Source organism: Arthrobacter sp. 18067 (assembly GCF_902706295.1).
In the GTDB taxonomy this organism is placed as follows: Bacteria; Actinomycetota; Actinomycetes; order Actinomycetales; family Micrococcaceae; genus Arthrobacter.
The window spans coordinates 113,147-138,005 of record NZ_CACSJJ010000015.1; the positions used below are offsets into that span (position 1 = coordinate 113,147).

Here is a 24,859-nt window from a genome sequence, read left to right on the forward strand (position 1 = left end):
GCTGTAAGGGGAACATGAAGAGCGCCACCGGCTATCAAGGCATCCCGCGTTGGATCTATGCCATTGCAGCCGTGGGCGGACTCCTGGTGGTTCTCCCGTTGGCAGCAATGCTTGCCAAAGTGAACTGGCCGCAGTTCATCCCGCTCGTCACGTCCGAATCCTCACTGGCCGCCCTGGGATTGAGCTTGCGGACCTCGGCGGCCAGTACGGTCCTGTGCATTGTGCTGGGAGTTCCTTTGGCGCTGGTGCTGGCCCGCGGCGAGTTTCCCGGGCAGAGGCTCCTCCGCTCCTTCGTGCTGTTGCCGCTGGTGCTGCCACCCGTCGTCGGAGGTATCGCGCTCCTGTACACGTTTGGGCGGCAGGGCCTCCTGGGGAAGTCCCTGGAGGTAGCGGGCATCCAGATCGCGTTTTCCACCACCGCAGTGGTGTTGGCCCAAACGTTCGTGGCCTTGCCGTTCCTGGTGGTCAGCTTGGAGGGCGCCCTGCGATCGGCCGGAAACAGATTTGAGGCCGTCGCGGCGACCCTCGGGGCCCGACCCACCACCGTCCTTCGCCGCGTCACGCTTCCCCTGGTCCTGCCGGGGCTGGCGTCGGGGGCTGTGTTGTCGTTCGCGCGCAGCCTGGGGGAGTTCGGTGCGACGCTGACGTTTGCCGGAAGCCTTGAAGGCGTGACGCGCACGCTGCCGCTGGAGATTTATCTTCAACGGGAGACCGACGCCGACGCTGCGGTCGCGCTGTCCCTGGTCCTGGTGGCTGTCGCGGTGGCCGTGGTGGGGCTCAGTTATGGTCGCCGGCGCAGCAGCACGCCTTCGGAGGTCCAAGCATGAGCTTCGAACTGCAAGCCAGCCTCCGCGCCAGGAACTTCGATATGTCCCTCAGCCTCGGCGATGGCGAAACCGTGGCCATCCTCGGTCCCAACGGCGCTGGCAAGTCCACTCTGCTGGGGGTGATCTCGGGACTGCTGCGCCCGGACTCCGGTGCGGCGAACATCGGTGGCCGCCACCTCTTCAACCTCGACGCCGGTACTCGCCATTGGAGCCCGCCCCACCTGCGGGGGACGGCGCTGCTGGCCCAGGAGGCGCTGCTGTTTCCGCACCTGAACGCCCTTGACAACGTGGCGTTCGGTCCGCGGAGTGCCGGTGCTTCCAAAACGGCGGCACGGGAATCCGCAAAGCTATGGCTGGCGGAGGTTGATGCCGCGAACTTGGCCAACCGAAAACCCGCGCAACTGTCCGGCGGGCAGGCTCAACGTGTGGCAGTGGCCCGCGCTTTGGCCGCCGAGCCCGAGCTCCTCCTTCTCGATGAGCCCATGGCCGCCCTCGACATCCATGCGGCACCGTTGCTTCGCCGCGTGCTCAAACGCGTCTTGAAGGATCGGAAGGCCATCATCGTCACCCACGATGTCCTGGATGCCTACATGCTGGCCGACCGCGTCATCGTCGTGGAAAAGGGCCGCATCGCCGAGGAAGGCCCCACCCGTCAGGTCCTTGAACGGCCCAGGAGCCACTTCGCCGCCGGACTTGCGGGGCTGAACCTCGTCACCGGCACCATCTCCGAGGAGGGAATCACGACGCCGGATGGCCGGGTTTTCGCCGGCCAGCACGATCCCGGCTGGCCACCCCTGCCCGGACAGGCAGGCGTTGCCGCGTTCCCGCCGTCGAGCGTTTCCGTCTTCCTGGGCGATGTCCACGGCAGCCCCCGCAATTCCTTTGCCGTCACCATCACGGACCTTGAGCCGCATGGGGACCAGATCCGGGTCCGTGCCGGAGGGCCGTCCCAAGCCCTGTCCGCCGACATCACCCCCGCGGCATCCGCCGACCTGGGACTTGTCCCGGGCATGGAGGTGCGATTCGTGGTCAAATCAGCGCTGGTATCGGTCTATCCGGCCTGAGCCGGTCTACTCCCGATACATCTTCTCCGCGTAGGACGGTCCGTAATAGGTCTCCAGCTCTTCCAGCGGAGTTTCTGGCTGCGTGTAGGCCTGTGAAAGCACCGCGATGCTCGGCAGGCCGCCCGTCTCCCAGGTCTCGGGTTGCCAGAGTCCGCTGCGCATGAAGGCCTTGCCGCAGTGCGTGAACACTTCCTCCACTGCGACAACGACGGCGGCGCGGGGCCGGTGGCCCTTGACCACCATCAGGTCGAAGAAGTCGGCGTCGCGGACAATTTGCGCGGTCCCGTTGATCCGCAGGGTATCCGTGCGGCCCGGAACCACGGAGAGGATGCCTACGTTGGGGTTCTCCAGGATGTTGTGGAAGCCGAACGCGAGCTTGTTGCCAGGGCGTTCCGGGATGGCGATGGTGTGGTCATCCAGAGCCAGGATGAAACCGGCCGGGTCACCCTTAGGTGAGGCGTCAACGCTACCCTGCGCGTCCGTCGTCGAGATCACGCAGAAGGGGCTGGCGGCCAGCCATTGCCTGTCGAAATCGCTGAGCGAGGTTCGCACCTTCCGGCGCACGCGCTCAAGCGGCAGTCCGATCAGTTCTTCGAGTTCGTCAGCACTTGAAATGGCGTCCATGCCCCCAGCCTAAGCTGCGTGCCAAGCCGGCGACTCTGGACACCGGTTTCGCCGTGGGCAAACATGGACACAATGGGCCAAAAATCAAAGTTGAGCGTAGTAGACTCAACTTTGAAAGTATTGGTTCCACTCCAGAAAGGGAGCACTCTTTGGACGTCAAATTCACCACCAAAAGCCAGGAGGCCCTTTCTGCGGCCGCCATGAACGCCTCAACTGCCGGCAACCCGCAGCTTGAACCGGCACACCTCTTGAAAGCCCTCATGGACCAGCGTGACGGCGTCGCGGTGGCCCTGCTGCGTGCCACGGGTGCCGATCCGGATGCCGTGAGCGTGCAGGCCAGTTCGGCCATCAAGGCGCTGCCGTCTTCCTCGGGCAGTTCGGTCCAGCAGGCACAGCTCTCCCGCCAGTCCATGCAGGCCATCCAGGCCGCCCAAAACGAGGCCGACAAGCTCGGCGACTCCTTCGTGTCCACCGAGCACCTGTTGTTGGGTCTCTCGGCCGGAAGTGACGCCGTCGGCAAATTAATGCGCGACGCCGGTGCCTCCCATGAGGCGCTGCTCGCCGCCCTGCCGGGTGTCCGCGGGGACAGGAACGTCAACTCGCCTGACCCGGAAAACACCTTCCAGGCGTTGGAGAAGTTCGGTACGGACCTCACTGCTGTTGCCAGGTCCGGCAAGCTGGACCCGGTCATTGGCCGTGACAGTGAGATCCGCCGCGTGGTCCAGGTCCTGAGTCGTCGCACCAAGAACAACCCTGTTCTGATCGGCGAGCCCGGCGTCGGCAAGACCGCCGTGGTGGAGGGACTCGCCCAGCGCATGGTGGCTGGTGACGTTCCGGAGAGCCTGCGCGGCAAGACGCTGATTGCCCTGGACCTCGCCTCCATGGTGGCCGGCGCCAAGTACCGCGGCGAGTTCGAAGAACGCCTGAAGGCCGTGCTGGAGGAAATCAAGAACTCCAACGGCCAAATCGTCACGTTCATCGACGAGATCCACACGGTAGTGGGTGCCGGCGCAACGGGGGACAGTGCGATGGATGCCGGCAACATGCTCAAGCCCATGCTGGCCCGCGGCGAGCTGCGCCTCATCGGCGCCACCACCTTGGACGAGTACCGCGAGAACATCGAGAAGGACCCTGCCCTGGAGCGCCGCTTCCAGCAGGTCTACGTCGGCGAACCCAGTGTCGAGGACACCATCGGCATTCTTCGTGGTTTGAAGGAGCGCTACGAGGCACACCACAAGGTGGCCATCGCCGACTCCGCCCTTGTGGCCGCGGCGACTCTGTCCAACCGCTACATCTCGGGCCGGCAGTTGCCGGACAAGGCCATCGACCTCGTGGATGAGGCTGCGTCCCGGCTCCGCATGGAGATCGATTCCGCGCCGGAGGAGATCGACCAGCTTCGCCGCGCCGTCGACCGTTTGACCATGGAAGAGCTGGCTCTCCAGGGCGAGACCGATCCAGCGTCAGTGGAACGCCTGGCTGCCCTGCGCGCGGACAAGGCCGACAAAAACGAAGAACTCAGTGCCTTGAACGCGCGCTGGGAAGCTGAGAAAGCCGGTCTCAACCGCGTCGGTGACCTCAAGGCCAAGATTGATGAACTGCGATCCGCCGCAGACAAGTCCCAGCGCGAAGGCGACCTCGAGTCGGCGTCGCGGATCCTTTACGGTGAGCTGCCCGCCCTGGAACGGGAGCTGAGTGCCGCTGCCGAGGAGGAGTCCGCCCGGAGCGATTCGAAGCCCGAACTCATGGTGGCCGAGGACGTGACTGCTGACGATATCGCCGAGGTCATCTCGGCTTGGACCGGGATCCCCGCGGGGCGAATGCTCCAAGGCGAATCGCAGAAGCTACTTCACATGGAGGAAGAGCTGGGCAAGCGCTTGATTGGGCAGTCAAAGGCTGTCCAGGCCGTGTCTGACGCCGTGCGTCGCGCCCGTGCCGGGATCAGCGACCCCAACCGTCCCACAGGTTCGTTCCTGTTCCTGGGTCCCACCGGCGTTGGAAAGACGGAGCTGGCCAAGGCATTGGCTGACTTCCTCTTCGACGATGAACGCGCCATGATCCGGATCGACATGTCCGAGTACAGCGAAAAGCACTCCGTGGCCCGCTTGGTGGGTGCCCCTCCGGGATACGTGGGCTATGAGGAGGGCGGCCAGCTGACCGAGGCCGTTCGCCGCCGACCGTACTCCGTGGTGCTGCTGGACGAGGTTGAGAAGGCCCACCCTGAGGTCTTCGACATCCTTCTCCAGGTTCTCGACGATGGACGCCTCACCGACGGCCAGGGCCGCACCGTGGACTTCCGCAACACCATCCTGGTGCTGACCTCCAACTCCGGAAGCCAGTTCCTTGTTGACCCAACCATGGATGCCAGGGCCAAACGTGAAGCTGTGATGGCTGTGGTGCAGGCATCGTTCAAGCCGGAGTTCTTGAACCGCTTGGACGAGATCGTGCTCTTCGACCCGCTGTCCGTAGAGGAACTCGCTCGAATCGTGGAGCTGCATGTGGCTGAACTGAGCAACCGGCTCCGGGATCGCCGCCTGAGCCTCGAGGTGACCGATGGAGCCCGGGCCTGGTTGGCCATGTCCGGATTCGATCCCGCCTACGGCGCCCGGCCGCTGCGCAGGCTGGTTCAGCGCGAGATCGGTGATCGCCTGGCCAAGGAGATCCTTGCGGGCGAGATCAGCGATGGCGACACCGTGCTGGTGGATACCGCAGCTGACCTGGACGAGCTCACCATTGACGGCCTGGAAGCACTGGCGGGTCCCGACGGCGGTATGCCGGTGGGTGCCGGGCTCACGGTCCACAGGAAATAGCTTTGGTTGGTGGGCTACTTCTGGAGGAGATCTTCCTTGATGGTGTTCCCTGAATCCACCACGACGAAGCAATCAACGCGGCGGTCGCCACGATCCCAGCTGGTGGTGCTCGGGTAAACGTTCTGTTGAAGCAGCACGTAGTTGTCGGCTGCCGCGTTGAGCTTTGCCACTGAGGCCTTGCACACCTCGCGTCCCTTGTCCCGCAGGGCATTCGTTCCCGGGAACGAATCGTCCCCCGGGTACAGGTGCACTCCAATGAGCTGGGCCGAGTGTTCGGTATCGCAGGCGACGGCCCGTGCTTCGCTGGCATTGGGGTCAAAGTCGGCGAAGCAGTCGCCCACTTGGAAGTCTTTGGAATTCGCATCCCGGGGGAGTGGGCCCGGGGTAGCCGTGGCGCTCGGGGTAGTGACAGTGGCTTCGGGGCGGGTTCCCAGCAGATTGAGCAATACCCAGATCACCACGCCAATGAGGACCAGCACGCCCACCACAATGCCGCCGATGACCAAGCGCTGGCGCTTGACCGGATCGCCGTTGGGTTCCGGGGGCAACTCCTGGCCGGGATATGGCTGCTGGCCCTGTTGCCCTGGATAAGCGCTGGGGTAAGAGGGCGCCTGCGCTTCTGTGGGTGGCAGGGCAGGATCTGGCTGTGCCACGGGGTCCGGCACAAAGTCAGGGTCAAGATCGGGCGCAGGATCCGGTTGGAGGCCCGAAGGCGGCGCCCACGGAGCCGCCGGCGGTTGCTCACCAGCTGCACGCGGTGGAGTTTTGGGCGCGGGAGGTGTCTTGTCCTCGTCTTGATCGCGTGGTGAACCATCGCGTGGTGGAGTGTTGTCCTGGCTCATTTCCGGGGTGTGCCTTCCTGCTGTGACGCCGCATTGAGGCAGACTCTACCCAATTTTCGGGCCTCTGGGAGGTGTTCGGGCTTGGTTTTGGCAGGAGCCGGCCCCGACGCGGGCCTGTGGTGGCGCGCAGGCACTCCCGAAAGCATGTAATCTAGACATACGACAAATTGACCAAACATTCCGGGGCCTCACCGATAGCCAAGGTGACCACCTCCGGTCCAAGTACAAAAGGGGGTCACGCCATGGGGCGCGGCCGTCAAAAGGCAAAAGCTACCAAGCAGGCTCGGGACATTAAGTACTACTCCCCGAACACTGACTATTCGGCACTTGAGCGGGAGCTCACGGGTCCGTCCAGTCGTGTAAAGAGCCACTTCCCCGAAGATCCCCCGGAGCCGGACTATTCGGCCTACGAGGACAAGTACGCGGAAGACGATGACGACGAGGTTGACACCCGCCGAATCGGATAGCTGTCGCAACAATCAGGTGCCGTAGGCACTGAGTTGCGGACCGCCGTCGTACTTCAAGGTCATCGCGCATTTTCGGATGCCGTTTATCTTTGAAAAGGGCCCTCAGGGCACGTCATTCATTGGCGTACCCTGAGGGCCCTTTTTTGTTTCGTAACTTGGTATACCAAACTGGAAAAACCATTGCGCCCCGGAAGCCGTGGGGTTACAGTCTCCTCAGGATATCGACTATTTGTGACGGTCATGAAGAACGCGATATATAAGGCTGCGGCCGGCAGGAGGCACAGATGGCTTATTTTTCAGAAGTATCGGGCAGGCACCCGGATGTCGTCTTATATGGCGGGACTGTTTTTACAGGCGCAGCTGACGGCACGGATGCCGTGACCGCCGTCGCAGTGGAAGGGCAAACCATTGCCTACGCCGGGAGCGATGCGGAGGCGTTGCTCCTCGCCGGACCGGACACGAAGTTGGTGAACTTGCAAGGGCGTTTCGTGTGCCCTGGATTCCACGACTCGCACAACCACATGCTGTCCACAGGCTTTGGGCTGCTGCTGCCGTCGCTTGCCCAGTGCCGGTCCATCCCGAACTTACTGGAAGTTGTTCGGGGGCAGGCAGACACTGCGGTTCCCGGAGAGTGGGTTGTCACCGCGAGCGACTGGCATGAGAGCGGTCTCGCAGAGAGGCGAATGCCGTCCCGGAGCGAACTCGACGGCATAGCCCCGGCCAACCCCGTGATCGTTCGACGCGGAGGGCACAACGTAGTGCTGAATTCGCTGGCACTTGAGCGGTTCGGAATCACTGAGTCCAGCCAAGCGCCCGACGGTGCAAGCTATCTTCGTGAGGCAGGGAAGCTGACCGGGCAGATCGTGGGGAGCGGCTACGTCGCCGGATTGATGAACCAGTTGCCGAAGCCGGGTTTGGACGACTTCCGCGCCGCGTTGGACGTAGTCCAGCAACGGTACAGCGCCGCCGGAATTACCTCTGTCATCGACCCCGGGCTGACCCTGGAGGAAATGGACGCCTACAGTGCGATTTACTCAGAATCGCCGCAAAAGGTCAGGGTATCCATGATGTGGAAGCTGCCGACGCCGGGTGGTACAGCCGCGGAGGCAGTGGATCTGCTGGAGTCCGGTGCAGTAGAGGCACAGCGCGACGACGTCTGGTTGCGGACGCTGGGCGTGAAACTCTGCGTCGATGGAGGCGTTGAGACCGGCTTCTACCGGGAACCTTATGAGCGGCAGGACGATCCCGACTACCCTTGCGGAAAATCGTTCCAGTCGGCAGCCGAGTTGGAAGCCATCTGCGTGGCGGCCAACCGGACAGGTCTTCCTGTCGGAGCGCACTGCGTGGGCGACGCCGGCATCGACATGGCACTGTCGGCATTCGAAGCAGCCCATTCGATAAGTCCCATTACGGATTCCCGATGGACCTTGATCCACATGCTGTACCCCCAGGATGATCACTGGAGCAGGCTGAACGCCATGGGCGTAGGGGTGGCCGCGCAGGAACCGCTCCACTTTGCTTTGGGTGGGGGATTCGCCGAGTACCTCGGGCCGGATAAAGCTGCCAATATCGCACCCCTGTCCCAGTATCTGGCTCGTGTCGATGCGCCGGTGGGTGGGGGTTCGGACAGCCCGGTCGCGCCCTTCGAACCTCTACGCGGCATTTCGAGTTCCGTCACGCGGCGCAGCCGTTCCGCAGGCATCCTCGGGCCGGAATGGGCAGTTACGACAGAAGAAGCCTTGTCGATGTATACCAGCGGGAGCGCGTGGTGCGCCTCCGATGAACACCGAACAGGCTCCATCCGCGCAGGCATGCTTGCCGACCTGGTGGTGCTCACCGCAGACCCGCGGACCGTTGATCCCGAAGACATCGGCAGCATCGGCGTGGAACTGACCATGGCTGCCGGGACGGTCACCCACGGCTCACTGTCCAACTAGGGCCGGCCACACCCATCACTTTCATACCCCGTTACTGCCGGTCAGGTGCCCGGTGGTTGGACTTCCGCACCCTCGAAAGGAATCCCCATGCTTGAATCACCCGCTTCCACCGGGAAGGCCCATGTGCCAACGGCCACGTCCACAGGACTGTCACGGTGGCTGGTCATCGTCCTGACGTTCCTGGCCGTGCTCCTCGACGGCTTCGACACGGCTTCCTTGGGGCTCGCCGTCCCCAGCCTGGCGAAGGACTGGGCCTTGTCACCTGCGGCATTCGCTGCACCCCTCATAGCCACCAACGCTGGCGTGGTCCTCGGCTACATGATCTGCGGGCGGCTGTCCGTTCGGATTGGCCTTCGACGAATGCTTCTTGCGGGCGTGGTGGCCTTCGCTCTGGGGTCGGCCTTGACGGCACTGTCGGCAGGCATCCCCTTCATGACCGTCGCGCGCTTCGTGACCGGAGCCGGTTTGGGAGCCGTCCTGCCTGCTGCGATTTCCCTGGCGACCGCCGGCAGAGATGGCGGACAGCGCGAAAGGATTGCCGTCTTTGTGACCATGGGCCTTTCGGGAGGTTCGTTGGCTGCTGGTTTAAGCGGCGGAAACCTGATCGCCAATCTAGGGTGGCAGTCCATTTTCTGGCTGGGTGCTGCGCTCCCGGTAATCCTGTTGCCGATCATGTGGTTTGGTATTGGCGATGCCGATGCGCCCAAGCCGTCTGCCGGCGCAGGCCAGGAAACGGTCCGGAGCCTGTTCCGGCGAGGTTTTGGACTGTCCACCGCACTCTTGTGGTTGTTCGCCTTCCTGATCTTCGCCACGTTCTACGCCTTCTCATCCTGGCTTCCCACGCTGCTCACCAACTTCGGCTTGAGCGTCTCCATGGCACCGCTCGGGGCAGCCGCTCTGGGAATCGGCGGAATTGTGGGAGCCCTGTTGCTCATGGTGTTCTCGGTCAGGTTTAAGACCAGCCGGATGCTGGTGGTGGCAGCCGCCCTGGCCATTGCGTTCCTGCTCATGATCGCTTTGGGGCACCCCGGCCAGTGGCAACTTCTGCTCTTGTTCGCTGGGGTTGGCATGGGGCTGGCCACCAGCATGGTGGGCCAGGCGGCAGTGGCTGTTTCTGTCTACCCTGCATCCTCACGAACCTCAGGCGTCGCTTGGGCTGCTGCCCTTGGGCGTTTGGGCTCGATCGCCGGTCCAGCTGTTGGCGGAATTCTGCTGGCGACCGGCCAATCACCACAGACCATCGTCCTCGCCGTATGCATCCCAGTGGTGCTGGCCGTCGTCGTCATGACGTTGCTGTCCCGGCGGCTTGCGCGCCCGGCGGCGGAAGACGGCGTGGGCCCTATCCGCCTGCCCGGATAAGGTTGAACGCCGAGCGGCGGCTCCCGGACCGGCAATGGTCCGGGAGCCGTGCAGGCGTTGTCCTTATCAGACCCCGGTACTAAGTTGATGGGGGACGCAGCCCATCGAAAGGAACGCCATGCCGGAGGCTGACAGCTACAAACAGGGGACACCATGTTGGGTGGACCTTTCCTCCACCGACATTGACGTTTCCAGGAAGTTCTACAGCGACCTCTTCGGATGGGAGCTGGATGCCATGGACGCCGGGAATGGCATGACCTATTACATGGCCAAGCTCAAGGGCCGCTACGTCGCCGGCATGATGCAGCAGTTGCCTGATGCTCCAGAAGGAATGCCTTCCTATTGGGCGAACTACATTGCAGTCGATTCGGCTGATGAGGCCGCCCGGCGTGTTGAGGCCGCGGGCGGGACCCTTGCCTTCCCTCCTGACTCCGTCCCGAACGGCTCAGGGCGTATGTTCTTCGCCACAGATCCCACCGGAGCCCAGATCGGCTTCTGGGAGGCTGGCAACCACCCCGGATCGGGCCTGATCAACGAGCCCGGCACCATGGTTTGGAATGAACTTCAGACCAATGACGTCCCCAAGGCAGTGGCTTTCTATGAGGCCGTCACAGGCTGCACCAGTAATACGGCGCCTGCGGGAGACCTGCAGGAATACACGAATCTGCTGGTGGACGGGAGGGCGGTGGCAGGCGCGCTGAAGCTCCCCATCGAGGGCTTGTCGCCGTTCTGGATGACATATTTCAACGTCGTGGACATCGATACCACGGTGGAGCAGGCAGTTGAGTTGGGAAGCCATGTCATTGCACCGGCTTTTGACGTTCCGGGAGTGGGGCGGATGGCAGTCCTCATGGACCCGGCCGGTGCAGCCTTCAGCATCATGACAGGCCTCGCAGCATGACGTCACGGAAACGCTACACAAGCGGTGAGCCGTGCTGGGCGGACCTGCAGACCAGGGACGTCGCTGCGGCCAAGGATTTCTATCAGCGCGTGTTCGGCTGGAGCTACAAGGACTTGCCCACGCCCGATGGCCGGAGCTACGCCCAGGCCTTCGTGAAAGATCAGCTGGTGGCCGTGATTGCCCCGCAGAACCCCACGCAGGAGGCTGCCGGAACGCACGGTCAGTGGAACGTCTACATCGCGGCTACGGACACTGAAGAGATTGCGGACGACGCCGTCCATGCTGGAGGGAAGCTCCAGTTCGGGCCCGAGGCTGTCGCGGACACCGGTGTCCTGGCGTTCATCGAACCACCCGGCGGCGGGACCACCGGCATTTGGCAGGCCGGGACGCACATAGGGAGCCACCTGTTCAACGAGCCCGGCGCGTTGGCGTGGGCTGAACTCTTGACGCCTGAGCCGCAGGCCGCCGTCGGCTTTTTCCAGCAGCTCTTCGGGCACGAGGTCACTGAATATCCCCAGGACGACGGCGGCAGCTACAGCACGCTGATGGTCAACGGTGACGAGGTGGCCGGCGTCGTCCCTGCCGGCGAAGGGGACGAGCCCGGCTGGCAAATCTACTTTGGCGTCGCGGACCTGCGCAAGGCCGCAGACGCCGCGGCAGCTGCTGGGGGAGAGGTCCTGGTGGAACCGGAGGACCATCCCGAGACCGGCTCCCTCGCTACTATCCAGGACCCACAAGGCGGAGTCCTGAGCCTGATCCAGGTTTAGGAAGAACAAAAGAGCGGCCGGGCAGTTGAGACTGCCCGGCCGCTCTCTTTACGAAGCGATAAGCCGCTTAGGCGTAGGCGTTCACCAAACGGACAGCGCCGCCGTCGACGCCCTTGGCACCCTGGACGTAGTCCGGGCCGGTCTTGTCGATCGAGTCGTTGTCAGCCGAAACGGTACCCATAACCCAGGACGGAAGTCCGCGGTCGTTGAGGCGGGCCACTGCGGCGTCGGCTGCTTCAGCGGAAACGATGGCAACCATGCCCACGCCGAGGTTCAGCGTGCGCTCAAGGTCGGCCAGCGGAACGTTGCCGAGCTCGGAGACCAGCTTGAAGATCGCGGGCAGCTCCCAGGTGTTGCGGTCAACCGTGGCCACGAGGCCCTGCGGAAGGACGCGTGCCAGGTTGGCCGCCAGGCCACCACCGGTGACGTGGCTGAAGCCATGAACCGCTGCGCCGCCGGTGACGGGGAAGGTGCGGGCGAGGTCCAGGCAGTCGGCTGCGTAAACGCGGGTAGGCTCCAGGAGCTCTTCGCCCAGCGTGCGGCCGAGTTCGGAAACCTGACGGTCCAGTGCCCAGCCGGCGTGGTTGATGACGCGGCGGACCAGGGAGTAACCGTTGGAGTGCAGGCCGGAGGAAGCCATGCCGATCACGACGTCGCCGGCACGGACGCGGTCCGGGCCGAGCAGGGCGTCGGCCTCGACGATGCCTGTTGCGGCACCTGCGACGTCGTACTCGTGCTCACCCAGGAGGCCCGGGTGCTCAGCGGTTTCGCCACCCACAAGGGCGGTGCCGGCAACGGAGCAGGCAGCAGCGATACCGCGGACGATGTCAGCGATGCGCTCCGGTACAACCTTGCCGCAAGCGATGTAGTCGGTCATGTAGAGCGGCTCAGCACCCACCACTACGATGTCGTCAACCACCATGCCCACCAGGTCGAAACCGATGGTGTCGTGGATGTCCATGGCCTGCGCGATGGCTACCTTGGTGCCAACGCCGTCAGTGGACGTGGCCAGCAGAGGCTTCTTGTAGGTCAGCAGCTTGGAGACGTCGTACAGGCCAGCGAAACCGCCGACGCCGCCAATCACCGAAGAGTTGTGAGTCGCCTTGATGGCGCCCTTCATGAGTTCGACTGCGCGGTCGCCCGCTTCAACGTCGACACCGGCAGAAGCGTAGGTGATACCGGAATTGTTCTCAGCGGCGGGGGTAGCGGAGCTCATACAGACTCTTTCTTGTCGGCGTCGGTCAAACGATCAGCGTCGGTAAGCAGGTTTTCGAATTCGGCGTCAGGTCCGGGATCGCAACCAGTGGCGCCCGGCTTCTCGGCAGGGTCCTCGGAATCGTCCACTGAGGAGCTGTCTTCGGCAGCCGGCAAGCCACCAAGGTCGGTGCGCTCCAGCAGATTCTTGCCCAACTTGTCCGCGTGCGGCAGCTCGATGGGGTACTTGCCGGTGAAGCAGGCCGTGCAGAGACGTTCGCGCGGCTGCTGGGTAGCACCGATCATGCCATCTTCGGAGATGTAAGCCAGCGAGTCAGCACCGATGGCCTGGGAAATCTCCTCGATGGTGGCGCCGTTGGCGATGAGCTCTGCCCGGGAGGCGAAGTCGATGCCGTAGAAGCAGGGCCACTGAACCGGGGGAGACGAGATCTTCACGTGCACAGCAGCAGCACCGGCCTCGCGCAGCATTCGCACGATCGCGCGCTGTGTGTTGCCACGGACGATCGAGTCATCCACCACAACAATGCGCTTGCCGCGGATTACGGATTCCAAGGCGTTGAGCTTGAGCCGGATACCGAGCTGGCGCAGGGTCTGCGACGGCTGGATGAATGTACGGCCCACGTACGCGTTCTTGACGAAGCCGTGCGCGAACGGGATACCCGACTGCTCGGCGTAACCAACAGCCGCGGGGGTACCGGACTCCGGAACGGGAATGACCAGGTCTGCCTCGTGCGTGTTTTCGCGGGCCAACTGGCGGCCCATCTCAACACGGGCCTCGTAGACGGAGCGGCCTGCAATGGCAGCATCCGGGCGGGCCAGGTAGACGTATTCGAAGACACAGCCGGCGGGGGTCGCCTCTGCGAAGCGCTGGGAACGAACGCCGTCCTCGTCAATGGCGATGAACTCACCGGGCTCGATCTCGCGGATGAAGCTCGCACCAACGGTGGCCAGGCCTGCTTGCTCGGAAGCGACAACCCAGCCGCGGTCCAGGCGGCCCAGACACAGCGGACGGATGCCGTAGGTGTCGCGGGCGGCGTAGAGCGTTCCTTCATCCATGAAGACGAAGCAGAAGCCACCCTTGATCTTGGGCAGCAGTTCCAGAGCGGTCTGCTCCAGGGTCTTGCCCTCTTCGCCCTCAAGGAGTGCGGTCACCAATGCGGTGTCAGAGGTGTTGCCCTGCTTCATTTCACCGGTCAGCTGGCCATCGTTGCGCTCAAGGATCATTTCCCGGAGTTCAGCGGTGTTGGTCAGATTGCCATTGTGGGCCAGGGCAACCGTGCCGGTTGCGGTCGCACCCAGGGTCGGCTGCGCATTGGCCCAGTGGCTTGCACCGGTGGTGGAGTACCGGCAGTGGCCAACGGCCAGATGCCCGGTAAGGGTGTTCAGGGTCGTCTCATCGAAGACCTGGGACACAAGGCCCATGTCTTTATAGACATTGATGCGCTTGCCGTCACTGGTAGCAATACCAGCCGATTCTTGTCCGCGGTGCTGCAGCGCATACAGCCCGTAATAGGTGAGTTTTGCTACTTCTTCACCGGGAGCCCAAACCCCGAAGACGCCACAAGCGTCCTGGGGGCCTTTTTCGCCGGGGAGAAGATCATGAGAAAGTTTTCCGTCGCCACGTGCCACTGGTCGATTGTCTCATGTTGTGGCCGTGGTAAGTTCCCCCGCGGCCAATGTGACCCCTGGATCGGGCGTAGAACAGGCGCGTTCCTGCAAAAATGCGGTGTGTATCACACTGGCCCCCTCAAAAGAGGCGGGCCGGGCGCCCGACTTAGCGGACGTCGTCGTTCTCTGGTCCTTCGTCCGGAATCGAATCCGGCACGGCTTCCACCACTGCCCGCTGCGAGCGTTTGACGCTGATGCGGTCGAGGATCAGGGCGAGGATCGAGAAGAGGATGACGCCGCCGCCGGCGCAGACGATCAGGAAGAAACCGAAGACTGTGCCGGCGTCGAAGGCGGGGTCGGCTTGGCGGCCGTAAGCAATGATCGCGGCCACGATTGCGCCCACCACGGCTCCCAAAATCATGAAGGGTACAAACTTGGGTGCCCGGCGAACCGTGATTTCGCGGCGGGCGGAGTTGGGGGTGGTGTCCTCTGAAGCCATGCGTTAAAGCCTACCGTTCCTCGCCCAAGTGACAGTTAATGCCAATGTCCGTCGAGAACATTGGCATTAACTGTCACCTCGGCGTTGGGTTAGCTGCCGCGGTACGTCGAGAACGCGAACGGGCTGAGCAGCAGCGGCACATGGTAGTGCTCGCCGGCGTCGGAAACTGTGAAGTTCAGGTCCACTTCCGGGAAGAAGGTCTCCGTTCCGAGGCCCTCGTAGTAGGCGCCGGTGGCGAAATTGAGGCGGTAGGCGCCGCCGGGAATCCGCTCCGGACCGAGGGTCTTGATACGACCGTCGGCATCGGTTTCGCCCTTCGCCACAAGGGTCCAGTCGTCACCTTCACGGACGTAAAGTACGACGGCGACACCCGCCGCCGGGCGGCCGGACCCTGTGTCCAGGATGTGCGTGGTTACTTGTGAAACGCTCATGCGTTGACTCCTTCGCTGATCAATCCGGAGAGGCGCAACAGTGCGATCTCCCGCAATTGGCCGGCCACGATCGTGTCTTCTTCTTCGGGGGTGTGGGTGATGCGTTCCTGGAGGGCGCTGAGCATTTCCTGCGCGCTGCGGCCCGCTGCGCGGATCAGGAAGACCCTGCCGAACTTTTCCTCGTAGGCCCGGTTGCCCTCAGCCAGGGCGGCTGTGGTCTGGTTGTCTCCCGGGTCCACTCCAGCCTGTTCCGACCGCGACATCGCGGCCTCGGTGGTTTGGGCCTTGGGGCGTTCGCCGATCCGGGGATGGTGCGCCATGGCAGACTCCACCTCCGCGGGGCTGAACGGGTCGGCGGCGCGCTGGGCTTGGCCCAGCAGTTCGTCGACGTTGGTGAAGGGCCGCGCGTCGACGACGGCTTCCACCCAGCGGCTGATATCCAGGCAAGGGGTCAGGATCCTGATGGCCTCGTCCCGGTCAACACTGTTGAATTCTGCAAGCTCCATGCTTGTGACATCCTCGTGCAAATGCTGGCATCCATGGTGTGGGCTATGCGGAACTCCTGCTTTTGCAAGAGGAAGCCTTTGCTTCAAGCTTCCGCATCATGGAACTGTTATTTCAGCATACGTAATTCAGTTAAGCCGAGGCATTGCCCCGGTGTCAAGAGACTACCGCGCTGCGACGCCGCGTTCGCATCGTGAGGTAGAGGCGATGGGCTGTGATCACCAGCGCCAACCAAGCGACGCCGATGGCCCACGCAGCCAGCACATCGGTCAGCCAATGGTGGCCAAGGTAGACGCGGCTCAGGCCCATGGTGAAAGCGAAGACCGCGGCCACCAGCACGGTAATGATCCGTGCCTGCATGGTCTTGAGCCGCAGGATGATCAGGTAGGCGACGATGCCGGCGATCACTATGGAGTTCAGGGAATGGCCGCTGGGGAATGACGCGGAATGCTCGTAGGGAGGAATGGCGTCCGCGAGGTCCGGGCGTGAACGGCCGAAGATCGGCTTGCCCAGGATGGTGATGAGCAGTGAACCCAGCCCGGCGGCAAGCATCAGGATGACAGGTGTCCATGATCGCCGTTTGATGGCAAGGAAAATCATGATGCCTACGGCAATGATGGGCATGCCCACGGTGCCGCCTATATTCGTGTAGGCGGTGACGGCAACATCCAAGGCAGGGGAGCGGACGCTCTTAGCGGCGGCCAGGACGGGATCGTCCAGGCCTGCTACGCCGTCGGCTTCCGTCACGGACTCGTAGACTTCGCCGAAGGCCAGTGCCAGCGAGAGTGTTACGGCAAGCCCCACTACCAGCGTGATGATCAGTGCAGCGTACGGGCCCAGTAGTCCGGTCACCCATTCCGCGCCCCGCGCCATTGTTCGGCCAGCCGGTGATTTCCAGCGGGTCAGATCCTGCCCGGCAACGAACCTGTCCTGGCTTACTTCGCCGCGGACGCCTTGCTCCGGCGCCTCTTTTCCTTCAGTCGTCACTCGTGTCCCCTATCCGTGGCGGCCTCCGCGTTGGTGAGTAACCTTAGCAGTTTGGACTTGGGCGATCCTGAAGATGGGCTGTTCCATCACGGGAGAGGTTGGCCCACTTTGACCAGCAGAGTGTCCTCCGGGTCGAGTTCCTTGCCATCGGTTGCGAAGGGTTGAAGTTGCGCCGGTGGCTGTCCGGTGCCCTTGGTGACCAGGATGGAGTGCTTCTCACCGGTGGCGAAGGCGTTGCGCTCGCCCCATTGCCGGAGGCTGAGGATCAGGGTGAAGAGATCGCGCCCGGCGCCTGTGAGCTCATACTCGCTGCGGGTGCCGCGGTCATTGGGAATCCGGGTCAGGACGCCTCTTTCCACCAACAGCCGTAGCCGGTCCGACAGGATGTTCTTGGCTACGCCCAGGGACTTCTCAAATTCTGAGAAGCGACGTTTTCCGTCCAGCGAATCCCTGATGATCAGCAGGGTCCATTTGTCTCCGACAAGATCGGCCGACCTCGCGACGGGGCATTCGGGATCCGTCCAATCCACCTTGCTTGGTTGCAACATGAAACCATTCTGCCATAGGCTCATTTGGTTGCATATTGAAACCAAATAAGGGGAGTAGTGCCATGGGCAATACCAAGCTGGCAAGATCCGGACGGGGAGTGGGTCCTGGACTCCTCCTTCTGCTGGCCGTGGTGGCCGGGTTCATGGTGTCCAACGTCTATTACGGGCAGCCCCTCCTTGAGCGCATCGGGACTGACATGGGCATCCCTGTGGCGGGCGTCGGTTGGGTAGTGGCATCAGCCCAGGCCGGATATTTCCTGGGGCTGGTTCTTTTGGTGCCACTGGGAGACCTGGTTGACCGCCGCGCACTGATCGCCCTCCAGGTTGGCGCTACGGCTGTGGGAGCGTGCACCGTCAGCTTTGCTTCATCGCAGCCGGTTCTGCTGATGGGCTTCGTGCTCCTGGGTGTGGCCTCGTCCGTAGTGCAGACCATCGTGGCGTACACCGCCGCCTCCAGTACCCCGGCGGAAAGGGGCCGAAACATCGGTACCGTCACTGCCGGCGTCGTAAGTGGCATCATCCTTGCGCGGACCGTGGCCGGTGGGATGACGGAGCTGTGGGGCTGGCGGTCTGTTTATGTACTCGCAGCGGCGGCCGGTGCCGTCCTCGCCGTGGCAGTTTTTCGTGCCCTGCCCGGGGAACCGGACGAGAGGGGCGAGGTCCGTTACTGGCGGGCTGTTGGGTCTGTTGTGGTGCTTACCCGCCGCAATCCTGTGTTCCGCGCACGGGCGCTCATCACCATGCTGCTGTTCGCGTCATTCGGTGTGCTGTGGAGCGGTATGTCGTTACTGCTGAGTGGGCCGGCTTGGAACCTTCCGCCAAGCCTGGTCGGGCTCTTCGGGATGGCCGGCTTGGTGGGAATATTGGCCGCGTCCAAGGCGGGAGTGGCGGCAGACAGGGGATGGGGCCAACGGGTCACAGGCATCAGCCTTTCCGTGCTGCTGGGTTCGTGGTTCGCGTTGTCCTTGGGGCAGTGGTCGCTGCTCTGGTTCATCGCAGGCATCATCGTGCTCGACGCCGCCGTGCAGGCAGTCCATGTCAGCAGCCAAACGCTCATTGTGTCCGGAGCCGAGGAGTCGGCCAGCAGCATCATTGGCAGCTACATGGTGTTCTACTCACTGGGCAGCGCCGCAGGTGCGGCTACGGTTGCGCCCGTCTACGACGTGTGGGGCTGGACCGGGGCCAGTGCGCTGGGGGCATTTTTCGCGCTCGGCGCGTTGGCCATCTGGGGTGCGGACCGGCTCCGTCGCCCCAAGAAGCCCGGGGGTGCGCGGTTGGCTCGCTCCGCACAGCACGCTGGGGCAGAATGACCTCAACCAGCTAAGGAGTTCGCACATGCCAGAGATTCTGACGTCCAGGTTCCTGTTCGGTCCCGGCCCGAGCAATTGCTACCCCGAAGCCATGGCCGCCCTGGCCTACCCCGTGCTGGGGCATCTTGATCCGGTGTTCATCGAGCGGCTCGACCACACCTGCGAGGGCCTCCGGACTGTCTGGGGAACCTCCAATGCGCGGACACTCCCGTTGAGTGCCACAGGTTCCGGCGGCATGGAAGCGGCTTTCGTGAACACCGTGTCCGACGGCGACGTGGCAGTCATCGCTGTCAATGGACTGTTCGGGGCACGGATGTGCGAGGTCGCCCGACGCTGCGGGGCAACGGTGGTCCGGGTGGATCACGAATGGGGACAGCCCATCGACGCTGACCGAGTCCTGTCCGCGCACCCCAATCCCAAGGTCATCGCGGCCGTCCACGCCGAGACCTCCGTAGGTGTCATCTCCGACATCGCTGCCCTCGGCGCCGGCAAGGGTGACGCTCTCCTGATCACCGACGCCGTCACATCCATCGGTGGGCTGGAGCTCTTGGCAGACGACTGGGGGATCGACGTCGGATATGCCGGTACCCAAAAATGCCTGGGCGTTCCGCCCGGTCTGTCGCCGTTCACTGTGTCCGACCGCGCTTTCGAGCGCCGCGTCAAGGATCCGCGGTCCTGGTACCTCGATATCGGGTTGCTCGGCGGGTACGTCGGGGCAGCAAGTGGAGCCCGGACCTACCACCACACCGCGCCCGTCACCATGATCGCCGGCCTGGAAGCAGCATTGGACCGGATCCTCGCCGAGGGGCTGGACGTGGTGCAGGCCCGGCACCGTGCCGCCGGCACTGCATTGCAGGACGGGCTGCAGGAGATGGGGCTGGAACTCTTCGCTGCCGAAGGCGCCCGATTGCCAAGCCTCACCACCGTCAAAGTGCCCGACGGCGTCAACTCGGCTGCCGTCCGCGCTTACCTTCTGGAGAAATTCAGTATGGAAATCGGCTCGGGTGTAGGGGAATTCGCGGACACAGTGTGGCGCATCGGCATGATGGGCCCGAACGCCAACAGTGCCTCGGTCACCCTGGTGCTGGGGGCGCTGAAAGAGGCCATCGCCAAGGCCTAACCCCTGGACGCTCTCTCACCTAACGTCGGCTTTTGGGTGACGCTCTCTCACCTACCGCGGGCCTTTTGGGAACGCTCTCTCACCTACCGCGGGCCTTTTGGGAACGCTCTCTCACCTAACGTCGGGTTTTGGGTGACGCTCTCTCACAGACCGTCGGTGACGTGACCGGCGTCGTACGTTAAAGTCGCGGAGGCGGCGGTGCTGCCGTCGGCGGGCTGGATCGAAGTGACCGTCAGCAAACCGGCGCCAGGCAGCGTGACCGACTGGCCTTCGCGGAAGGCCTGCTTCCGCTGTTGCTCGGCCGTGCGGATCCAGAACTGGATAGCGGGAGCGCCGTCGGCGATACCGATCTTGACCACACCAACCTTGACACCGTCGAAGGTGGGCTGCATGCCCTGCTTGACTGTAACGAGCTGTTCCACGGCCATCCTTACTTCACGTCCACGGAGTACACAGAGTCGAAGTTTTCCTTGTACTCATCTTCGGTCAGTTCCAGCGTGCCGGACTTGTGGTCGTCGTCGCCCTCCATGTAGCCGCCCGACGGCCCCCAAGGGTTGGCGAGGACGATGACCTTCTCGCCGTCGTCGTTGGTTTTCACGTCCACCACCACATACGCATGGTTGGGGACAACGTCAGTGCGGTTGACTTCGTCAGACTCCCACACCCAGTCGAAATCGTCGTCCTTGACGTCTTCGGTACCGACGGAGATGGCCTGGCCGTCGGAGAGCTTGTCCTCGATCTCGTCCAGGTCCAGCTCGCCGTCCTTGTCGGCCGACTGGCCGGTCATCAGCTCCATGGCTTCGTTGCTGAATCCGCCGTCGATGTCGTCGTAGGATCCGCCGCGGTGCTCGGCTGCCGCGCGCTCGTAGATGGAGAGCCAGTTGGGCTCGCCGTCTGCGCCGCGGACGCCGCCTTCAGTGGACTTGGCCTCCACAGTGACTTCCACGGGTTCGCCGTCTTCGTAGAGGGTGACCACCCAGTGCGTCGGTGGATCTCCGACGGGGCGCATGTGCTCTTCGAGGAATTCGTCGAGCTTGCCTTCGCGCTCCAAAACTTGGGCTACCGAACCGATCCCGGCCAGCAGCCAGCAGTCTCCGATCTGTCCTTGGTTGATGTCGCTGGGGTCGCCAGCGTTGGGATCGTCGCGAACGTCGCCGGGAACATCGACGTCGGGAGTGTCAGGGTCGAGCGGACCGGGGTCGCCAGGCGGGTTCGAATCTCCTCGTCCCGAATGATCGGAGCCCGAGGACCCCGAGCTGGACTTGTCCTGCTCGTCTGCGTTGCGGATCAGCTCTTTGGCTTGGGTCTGCAGCTCGCTGGAGATTTTCTTCAGCGTGGGACGGTGTTCGGAGTCCCACGAGGCCCGGAACATCGCGGCATCCCGACCATCCCAGCGCGCATTGCTGATGAGGTGACCCAGCTCCGTGGACAGGGAGGTCATCCGTTCCGAGTGCCTGGACATGGTCTTTGCGAGAGCCCGCAATTGGGCAATATCGGCTCCGTAGAATCCCGGCATTTAATTCTCCCCCTTAGGTATTGCGTTATTGCAGCTTTCGTAATCCACCGGAACGGTCATGCGCAGGTAGGCCGGGCTTTTCGATTCGATGGTGACCGTGGCGCCCACGCCATCGCTGCTGCGGGTGACCACCCAACCGCCCGGGACCGGGTCAGTGCCGTCGAAGGCGGGGAATCCGTGCTTCTTGAGGACGGGGTCGGCAGCGGCGAAGACCTCTTCAAAGTTCTTGGACGGCGCAACGATGTCCGCGCTGCTTTTCATGGTTTGTGGTTCGAAAATGCACTTGCCGTCCTTGCTTTGGGTCACCGAGGCAGGATCGTCCACAGCCCAGGTGATGTCGGGCATTTGTTTTTCCAAGGCCGCAATCAGCTCGGCACGCAGGGAGTCGTACTTGGCGGTGCTCTCGGCCAGTGGAGCCGGGCTGGCCGTGACTGCCGGCGCGCTGCTGGGTTCCCGGGTGGGTCCGTCAGGGGTGCTGCTGCATCCTGCAGCAACGGTCATCACCGTCATGGCAGCGGCCAGCGCCCAAAGTTTGCGGTGCATGCGGCGGTTCATTTCGTCCCCAGTTTCAGTTAGCGTTCGACGGCGAATCTCACCGAATGGTTTCACGTTGCGTTGCGCTAGGCGATGGGCAGAACAACCCGAGCAGGTGAGAGAGGGTTGGCCGAAAGGTGGCAGGAGGTGAGAGAGGGTTGGCCGAAAGGTGGCAGGAGGTGAGAGAGGGTTGGCTGGGAGGGCGTAAGGGGTGAGAGAGGGTTGGCTGGGAGGGCGTAAGGGGTGAGAGAGGGTCAGGTGTCGCGGGTGAGGATCCAGGTGTTGGTGCCGTCCTGGCGCTCAAAGGTCACTGTGGTCACCAACGCCTCGATGAGCGCCAGCCCGCGTCCGGATTCCGCGTCCTCGTCGGGCATCGAAGCCTGCATGTCGTTGGCGAACGGTTCGCGGGCGTTGAACGCACTGACCCGCGCTACCAACCGGGTGGGGCGGACGCTGATGTCCACGTCGATCTCCACGGGCTTCTCCGCAACAGGGAGGGCATGCTGCACGATGTTCGCCGCTGCCTCGATCACCGCGGTTGCGAACGTCATCCGGTCCATGTCGGGCACGAAGGAAGCGTCGTCCCACAGAGCGTCCAATTCATTGTGGATGGCCTCAATCGCGGCCTCGTTGGACGGCCCGTGGTAGCCCTTGCGTGCAATCACCTCAGTCATCTCCGAACGCCTCCTCGGCCGACGGGTATGCCGTGAGCACCCGATCCATGTTGGTCAGTTCCAGCACCATCTTGACCTGTGGCTGAACGCCGGAGATGCGGAGGTCGCCGCCTGCCTGCCGGGTTGCTTTGAGGCAACCGATGAGCGCTCCGAGGCCTGAGGAGTCCATGAAGTCGGTTTCGGCCAGGTTGACCACAACCCGGCTGGACCCGCCGGCCACAACTTCATTCACTACTTCGCGGAGCTTGGGCGCCGCCACCATGTTCAAGCGTCCTACGCTCTTCACCTCCGCGTAGGAGTCCTTGACCTCATAGCTAAACTGCATCTGCATTCCTCTCTTCGGGGCGCTCCGGCCCGACGTCTTCAGGGCCAGCACCTTCAGGTACGAACCCCTTGTACAAAACTGCCTTGACCAGCACGCTCAGGACCACCAGGTCGAACGCTACCCAAGCGACATTCACCAGCGTGCCGAGGGGCTCAGAAAGACCAGTCAAAAGCCGGGCGATCCCGACAACCATCGCAACGGCCAGCAACACGGCCACAACGATCTGCGGCCGGATCAGGCTCCAGCTCGGGCCGCCACTCTGCCGGGCCTTGGGGGTGACGGCGAACCCGAGGGGACGTCCGAACCAAACGTTCCGCGCCGCCGTCGTGCATGCCTTGATCCAGGTGGGGAACAGCGCAAGGCTGTACTGCTGTCCGCGCCAGGTGGGGATGCCGTGACCGGCCACCACGAACAGCAGCTGGTTCACCACCATGAACGGGATGAAGCGGATGAAGAAGTCCCAACTAAGGCTGCTCACCGGCAGGATACCGAGCGTCAGGTAAATGATGGGAGCCGCGAAGTACACCACGGCCGCGAAGCCGCTCAGGTAGCTCCACATGGTGGAGAAGTACATGAGCCGCTGGCCCCAGGAGAGCCGTGGTTGGACCAACGGATTTTCGCGAAGGAGGACCTGCATGGTGCCTTGGGCCCAGCGGAGGCGCTGGGTGAGCATGGTTTTGAGGTCTTCGGGTGCCAGTCCGTTGGCGAGGATTTCGTGGTGGTAGACGCTCTTCCAGCCGAGGGAGTGGATACGCATTGCCGTGGCCATGTCTTCAGTGACTGAGATGGTGGCCAGGGGCATGATCGGTTGGGCTTCGTCGGTGCGTTCCACGGAGATGGCGTCCAGGACCGCGTGGACCGACTCGAGCGCACCCAAGGGGGACCAGTCGCGTCCGGACATGCGGTCGACGGCGTCACTCGCCACGGTGGTCACGCCGGACTCACCGACGTGGGCGAGTTCCATCGCAGCGATCTCGTCGAGGTCGGCCTGCAGCGCGGAGAAATCGGCGGCCACCAGGGTGCGCACGGCTTCGTCCACTTTGCGGCGCACCCGGTAGGTGATCTCGCTGAGGGATACCCGTGCTTCGAGTTCCTGCTGGGCTGCGTTGGTTGCGGCCTCCACCTCGTTGAGCATCTGCTCCACCAGCGGGTTGCGGGCCTCTTCGGAGCGCCGTGCCTTCTTGATGGCCGAGCGGGACGCAGCCAATGCGCGGCGGACGCTCTTCTCCGTGGCTTTGACGTAGCCCACCAGGCCCAACTGCATGAGGGCTTCCCGGCGCAGGATCGCGTTGGAGCCGCAGAAAAACGCTGCGTTCCAGCCGTCCTTGCCCTGCTGGATGGGGCCGTAGAACAGGGGTGCCTGGCTGCCCAGGGGATCGTCGGCGGGGACATTGATGAAGTACTGCGGAGTCTGGACCAGTGCCACTCGGTCGTCGTTGAAGTAGCCCAGCGTCTTGTCCAGGATGTCCGGCTCGGGGACCTGATCGGCGTCGAGAATCAACAGGTACTCGCCCGAGGTGACCATGAGCGCGTTGTTCAGGTTGCCTGCTTTGGCGTGCCGCGGCATGTCCGGCGTCCAGTCCGCGCCGCGGGTGACGTAGCCGATCCCGTTCGACTCGGCGAGTTGGCGCATCTCGGGGCGGTCGCCGTCGTCGAGTATCCAAGTACTGTGTGGCCAACGGATGTCCTTGGCCGCCAAGGCCGTGGTCATGACCAGGTCCAGTGGCTCGTTGTAGGTGGTGATGAAAACGTCCACCGTTGCATCGGCCGGAGCCGGGGGCGGTGGTTTGCGGATCTTGAGGTTCCACACCGTCAGGCCGAAGAGCATCACGTCAATGAGGCTGTACGTTTCAGCAATCACCAACGGAACGGCGATCCACCACGCGTCCCAGTTCAGGGACGCCATCCAACGCCACGCCACATAGTTGACGCCCAGAATGACTGTCAGGAGAACCAGCAGCCGGGTCCAGAAACGTGTCACAATCCCCCTCTT

At 63.4% G+C, this 24,859-nt stretch carries 25 protein-coding genes; 10 read left to right on the top strand and 15 right to left on the bottom strand.

Going from position 1 to position 24,859, the window contains the following annotated elements; genetic code table 11:
• Positions 1-14 precede the first annotated feature (14 nt).
• Positions 15-827, top strand: coding sequence for an ABC transporter permease (locus GVL04_RS15630; protein WP_159706217.1), 813 nt, complete (start codon positions 15-17; stop codon positions 825-827).
• On the top strand, positions 824-1,891 hold the full coding sequence (locus GVL04_RS15635) for a sulfate/molybdate ABC transporter ATP-binding protein (protein ID WP_159706219.1): 1,068 nt from the start codon (positions 824-826) through the stop codon (positions 1,889-1,891). Before GVL04_RS15630 ends, GVL04_RS15635 begins: the two co-directional genes overlap by 4 nt.
• A 6-nt stretch (positions 1,892-1,897) precedes the next feature.
• Here GVL04_RS15635 and GVL04_RS15640 read toward each other — a convergent pair whose 3' ends face one another.
• Positions 1,898-2,515, bottom strand: coding sequence for an MSMEG_1061 family FMN-dependent PPOX-type flavoprotein (locus GVL04_RS15640; protein WP_159706221.1), 618 nt, complete (start codon positions 2,513-2,515; stop codon positions 1,898-1,900).
• 149 nt (positions 2,516-2,664) lie between these two features.
• Between GVL04_RS15640 and clpB the strand changes: the two genes are divergently transcribed.
• The gene (gene clpB / locus GVL04_RS15645) at positions 2,665-5,322 is read left to right on the top strand and encodes an ATP-dependent chaperone ClpB (RefSeq protein WP_159706223.1); all 2,658 of its coding nucleotides are present in this window, start codon (positions 2,665-2,667) and stop codon (positions 5,320-5,322) included.
• Positions 5,323-5,336: 14 nt separating this feature from the next.
• On the opposite strand, the gene GVL04_RS15650 is transcribed toward clpB, so the two are convergent.
• A complete protein-coding gene (locus GVL04_RS15650; RefSeq protein ID WP_235036317.1) occupies positions 5,337-6,164 on the bottom strand; it encodes a septum formation family protein in 828 nt (275 codons plus the stop codon).
• Positions 6,165-6,406: 242 nt separating this feature from the next.
• Here GVL04_RS15650 and GVL04_RS15655 point away from each other — a divergent pair, with 242 nt between their 5' ends.
• The 5 genes from GVL04_RS15655 (at position 6,407) to GVL04_RS15675 (ending at position 11,595) form a co-directional block, all read left to right on the top strand.
• Positions 6,407-6,631: a DUF3073 domain-containing protein gene (locus tag GVL04_RS15655; RefSeq protein ID WP_024818182.1), complete on the top strand. Its 225-nt coding sequence runs from the start codon at positions 6,407-6,409 to the stop codon at positions 6,629-6,631.
• Positions 6,632-6,915: 284 nt separating this feature from the next.
• Positions 6,916-8,568 (top strand): amidohydrolase, encoded by a 1,653-nt coding sequence (locus GVL04_RS15660; protein WP_159706225.1) that lies wholly within the window; start codon positions 6,916-6,918, stop codon positions 8,566-8,568.
• Positions 8,569-8,655: 87 nt separating this feature from the next.
• The gene (locus tag GVL04_RS15665) at positions 8,656-9,927 is read left to right on the top strand and encodes an MFS transporter (RefSeq protein ID WP_159706227.1); all 1,272 of its coding nucleotides are present in this window, start codon (positions 8,656-8,658) and stop codon (positions 9,925-9,927) included.
• Between the two features lie 118 nt (positions 9,928-10,045).
• Positions 10,046-10,828: a VOC family protein gene (locus tag GVL04_RS15670; RefSeq protein WP_200846865.1), complete on the top strand. Its 783-nt coding sequence runs from the start codon at positions 10,046-10,048 to the stop codon at positions 10,826-10,828.
• A complete protein-coding gene (locus GVL04_RS15675; protein WP_159706229.1) occupies positions 10,825-11,595 on the top strand; it encodes a VOC family protein in 771 nt (256 codons plus the stop codon). Before GVL04_RS15670 ends, GVL04_RS15675 begins: the two co-directional genes overlap by 4 nt.
• A 67-nt stretch (positions 11,596-11,662) precedes the next feature.
• Here the strand turns inward: GVL04_RS15675 and purM are convergent, their stop codons facing one another.
• The 7 genes from purM to GVL04_RS15710 all read right to left on the bottom strand — a co-directional run bounded on the left by purM (position 11,663) and on the right by GVL04_RS15710 (position 17,387).
• Positions 11,663-12,811, bottom strand: coding sequence for a phosphoribosylformylglycinamidine cyclo-ligase (gene purM, locus GVL04_RS15680; protein ID WP_159706231.1), 1,149 nt, complete (start codon positions 12,809-12,811; stop codon positions 11,663-11,665).
• The gene (gene purF, locus GVL04_RS15685; protein ID WP_159706233.1) at positions 12,808-14,439 is read right to left on the bottom strand and encodes an amidophosphoribosyltransferase; all 1,632 of its coding nucleotides are present in this window, start codon (positions 14,437-14,439) and stop codon (positions 12,808-12,810) included. Before purF ends, purM begins: the two co-directional genes overlap by 4 nt.
• A gap of 145 nt (positions 14,440-14,584) precedes the next feature.
• Positions 14,585-14,917 carry a hypothetical protein gene (locus GVL04_RS15690; protein ID WP_159706235.1) on the bottom strand — a complete coding sequence of 111 codons (333 nt, stop codon included), beginning with the start codon at positions 14,915-14,917 and terminating at the stop codon, positions 14,585-14,587.
• Between the two features lie 89 nt (positions 14,918-15,006).
• Complete coding sequence (gene uraH / locus GVL04_RS15695) at positions 15,007-15,348, bottom strand: hydroxyisourate hydrolase (RefSeq protein WP_017199951.1); 342 nt, start codon at positions 15,346-15,348, stop codon at positions 15,007-15,009.
• Entirely contained in the window at positions 15,345-15,854 is a 510-nt protein-coding gene (gene uraD, locus GVL04_RS15700; RefSeq protein WP_159706237.1) for a 2-oxo-4-hydroxy-4-carboxy-5-ureidoimidazoline decarboxylase, read from the bottom strand. Before uraD ends, uraH begins: the two co-directional genes overlap by 4 nt.
• Before the next feature lie 154 nt (positions 15,855-16,008).
• Positions 16,009-16,839 (bottom strand): phosphatase PAP2 family protein, encoded by an 831-nt coding sequence (locus GVL04_RS15705; protein ID WP_159706239.1) that lies wholly within the window; start codon positions 16,837-16,839, stop codon positions 16,009-16,011.
• A gap of 86 nt (positions 16,840-16,925) precedes the next feature.
• The gene (locus GVL04_RS15710; protein ID WP_159706241.1) at positions 16,926-17,387 is read right to left on the bottom strand and encodes a helix-turn-helix domain-containing protein; all 462 of its coding nucleotides are present in this window, start codon (positions 17,385-17,387) and stop codon (positions 16,926-16,928) included.
• 62 nt (positions 17,388-17,449) lie between these two features.
• On the opposite strand from GVL04_RS15710, the gene GVL04_RS15715 reads away from it, so the two are divergent.
• A complete protein-coding gene (locus GVL04_RS15715) occupies positions 17,450-18,697 on the top strand; it encodes an MFS transporter (protein WP_159706243.1) in 1,248 nt (415 codons plus the stop codon).
• A gap of 25 nt (positions 18,698-18,722) precedes the next feature.
• Positions 18,723-19,817 (top strand): alanine--glyoxylate aminotransferase family protein, encoded by a 1,095-nt coding sequence (locus GVL04_RS15720; RefSeq protein ID WP_159706245.1) that lies wholly within the window; start codon positions 18,723-18,725, stop codon positions 19,815-19,817.
• Positions 19,818-19,960: 143 nt separating this feature from the next.
• On the opposite strand, the gene GVL04_RS15725 is transcribed toward GVL04_RS15720, so the two are convergent.
• The 6 genes from GVL04_RS15725 to GVL04_RS15750 form a co-directional block, all read right to left on the bottom strand.
• Entirely contained in the window at positions 19,961-20,239 is a 279-nt protein-coding gene (locus GVL04_RS15725) for a hypothetical protein (RefSeq protein ID WP_159706247.1), read from the bottom strand.
• An 8-nt stretch (positions 20,240-20,247) separates the two neighbouring features.
• On the bottom strand, positions 20,248-21,333 hold the full coding sequence (locus tag GVL04_RS15730) for a C2 family cysteine protease (RefSeq protein ID WP_159706248.1): 1,086 nt from the start codon (positions 21,331-21,333) through the stop codon (positions 20,248-20,250).
• Complete coding sequence (locus tag GVL04_RS15735; protein ID WP_235036318.1) at positions 21,334-21,876, bottom strand: hypothetical protein; 543 nt, start codon at positions 21,874-21,876, stop codon at positions 21,334-21,336.
• A gap of 245 nt (positions 21,877-22,121) precedes the next feature.
• The gene (locus GVL04_RS15740; protein ID WP_159706252.1) at positions 22,122-22,541 is read right to left on the bottom strand and encodes an ATP-binding protein; all 420 of its coding nucleotides are present in this window, start codon (positions 22,539-22,541) and stop codon (positions 22,122-22,124) included.
• Complete coding sequence (locus GVL04_RS15745) at positions 22,534-22,866, bottom strand: STAS domain-containing protein (RefSeq protein ID WP_159706254.1); 333 nt, start codon at positions 22,864-22,866, stop codon at positions 22,534-22,536. Before GVL04_RS15745 ends, GVL04_RS15740 begins: the two co-directional genes overlap by 8 nt.
• Positions 22,856-24,847: a glycosyltransferase family 2 protein gene (locus GVL04_RS15750; RefSeq protein WP_159706256.1), complete on the bottom strand. Its 1,992-nt coding sequence runs from the start codon at positions 24,845-24,847 to the stop codon at positions 22,856-22,858. The genes GVL04_RS15745 and GVL04_RS15750 overlap by 11 nt, the downstream gene beginning before the upstream one ends.
• Positions 24,848-24,859 lie beyond the last annotated feature (12 nt).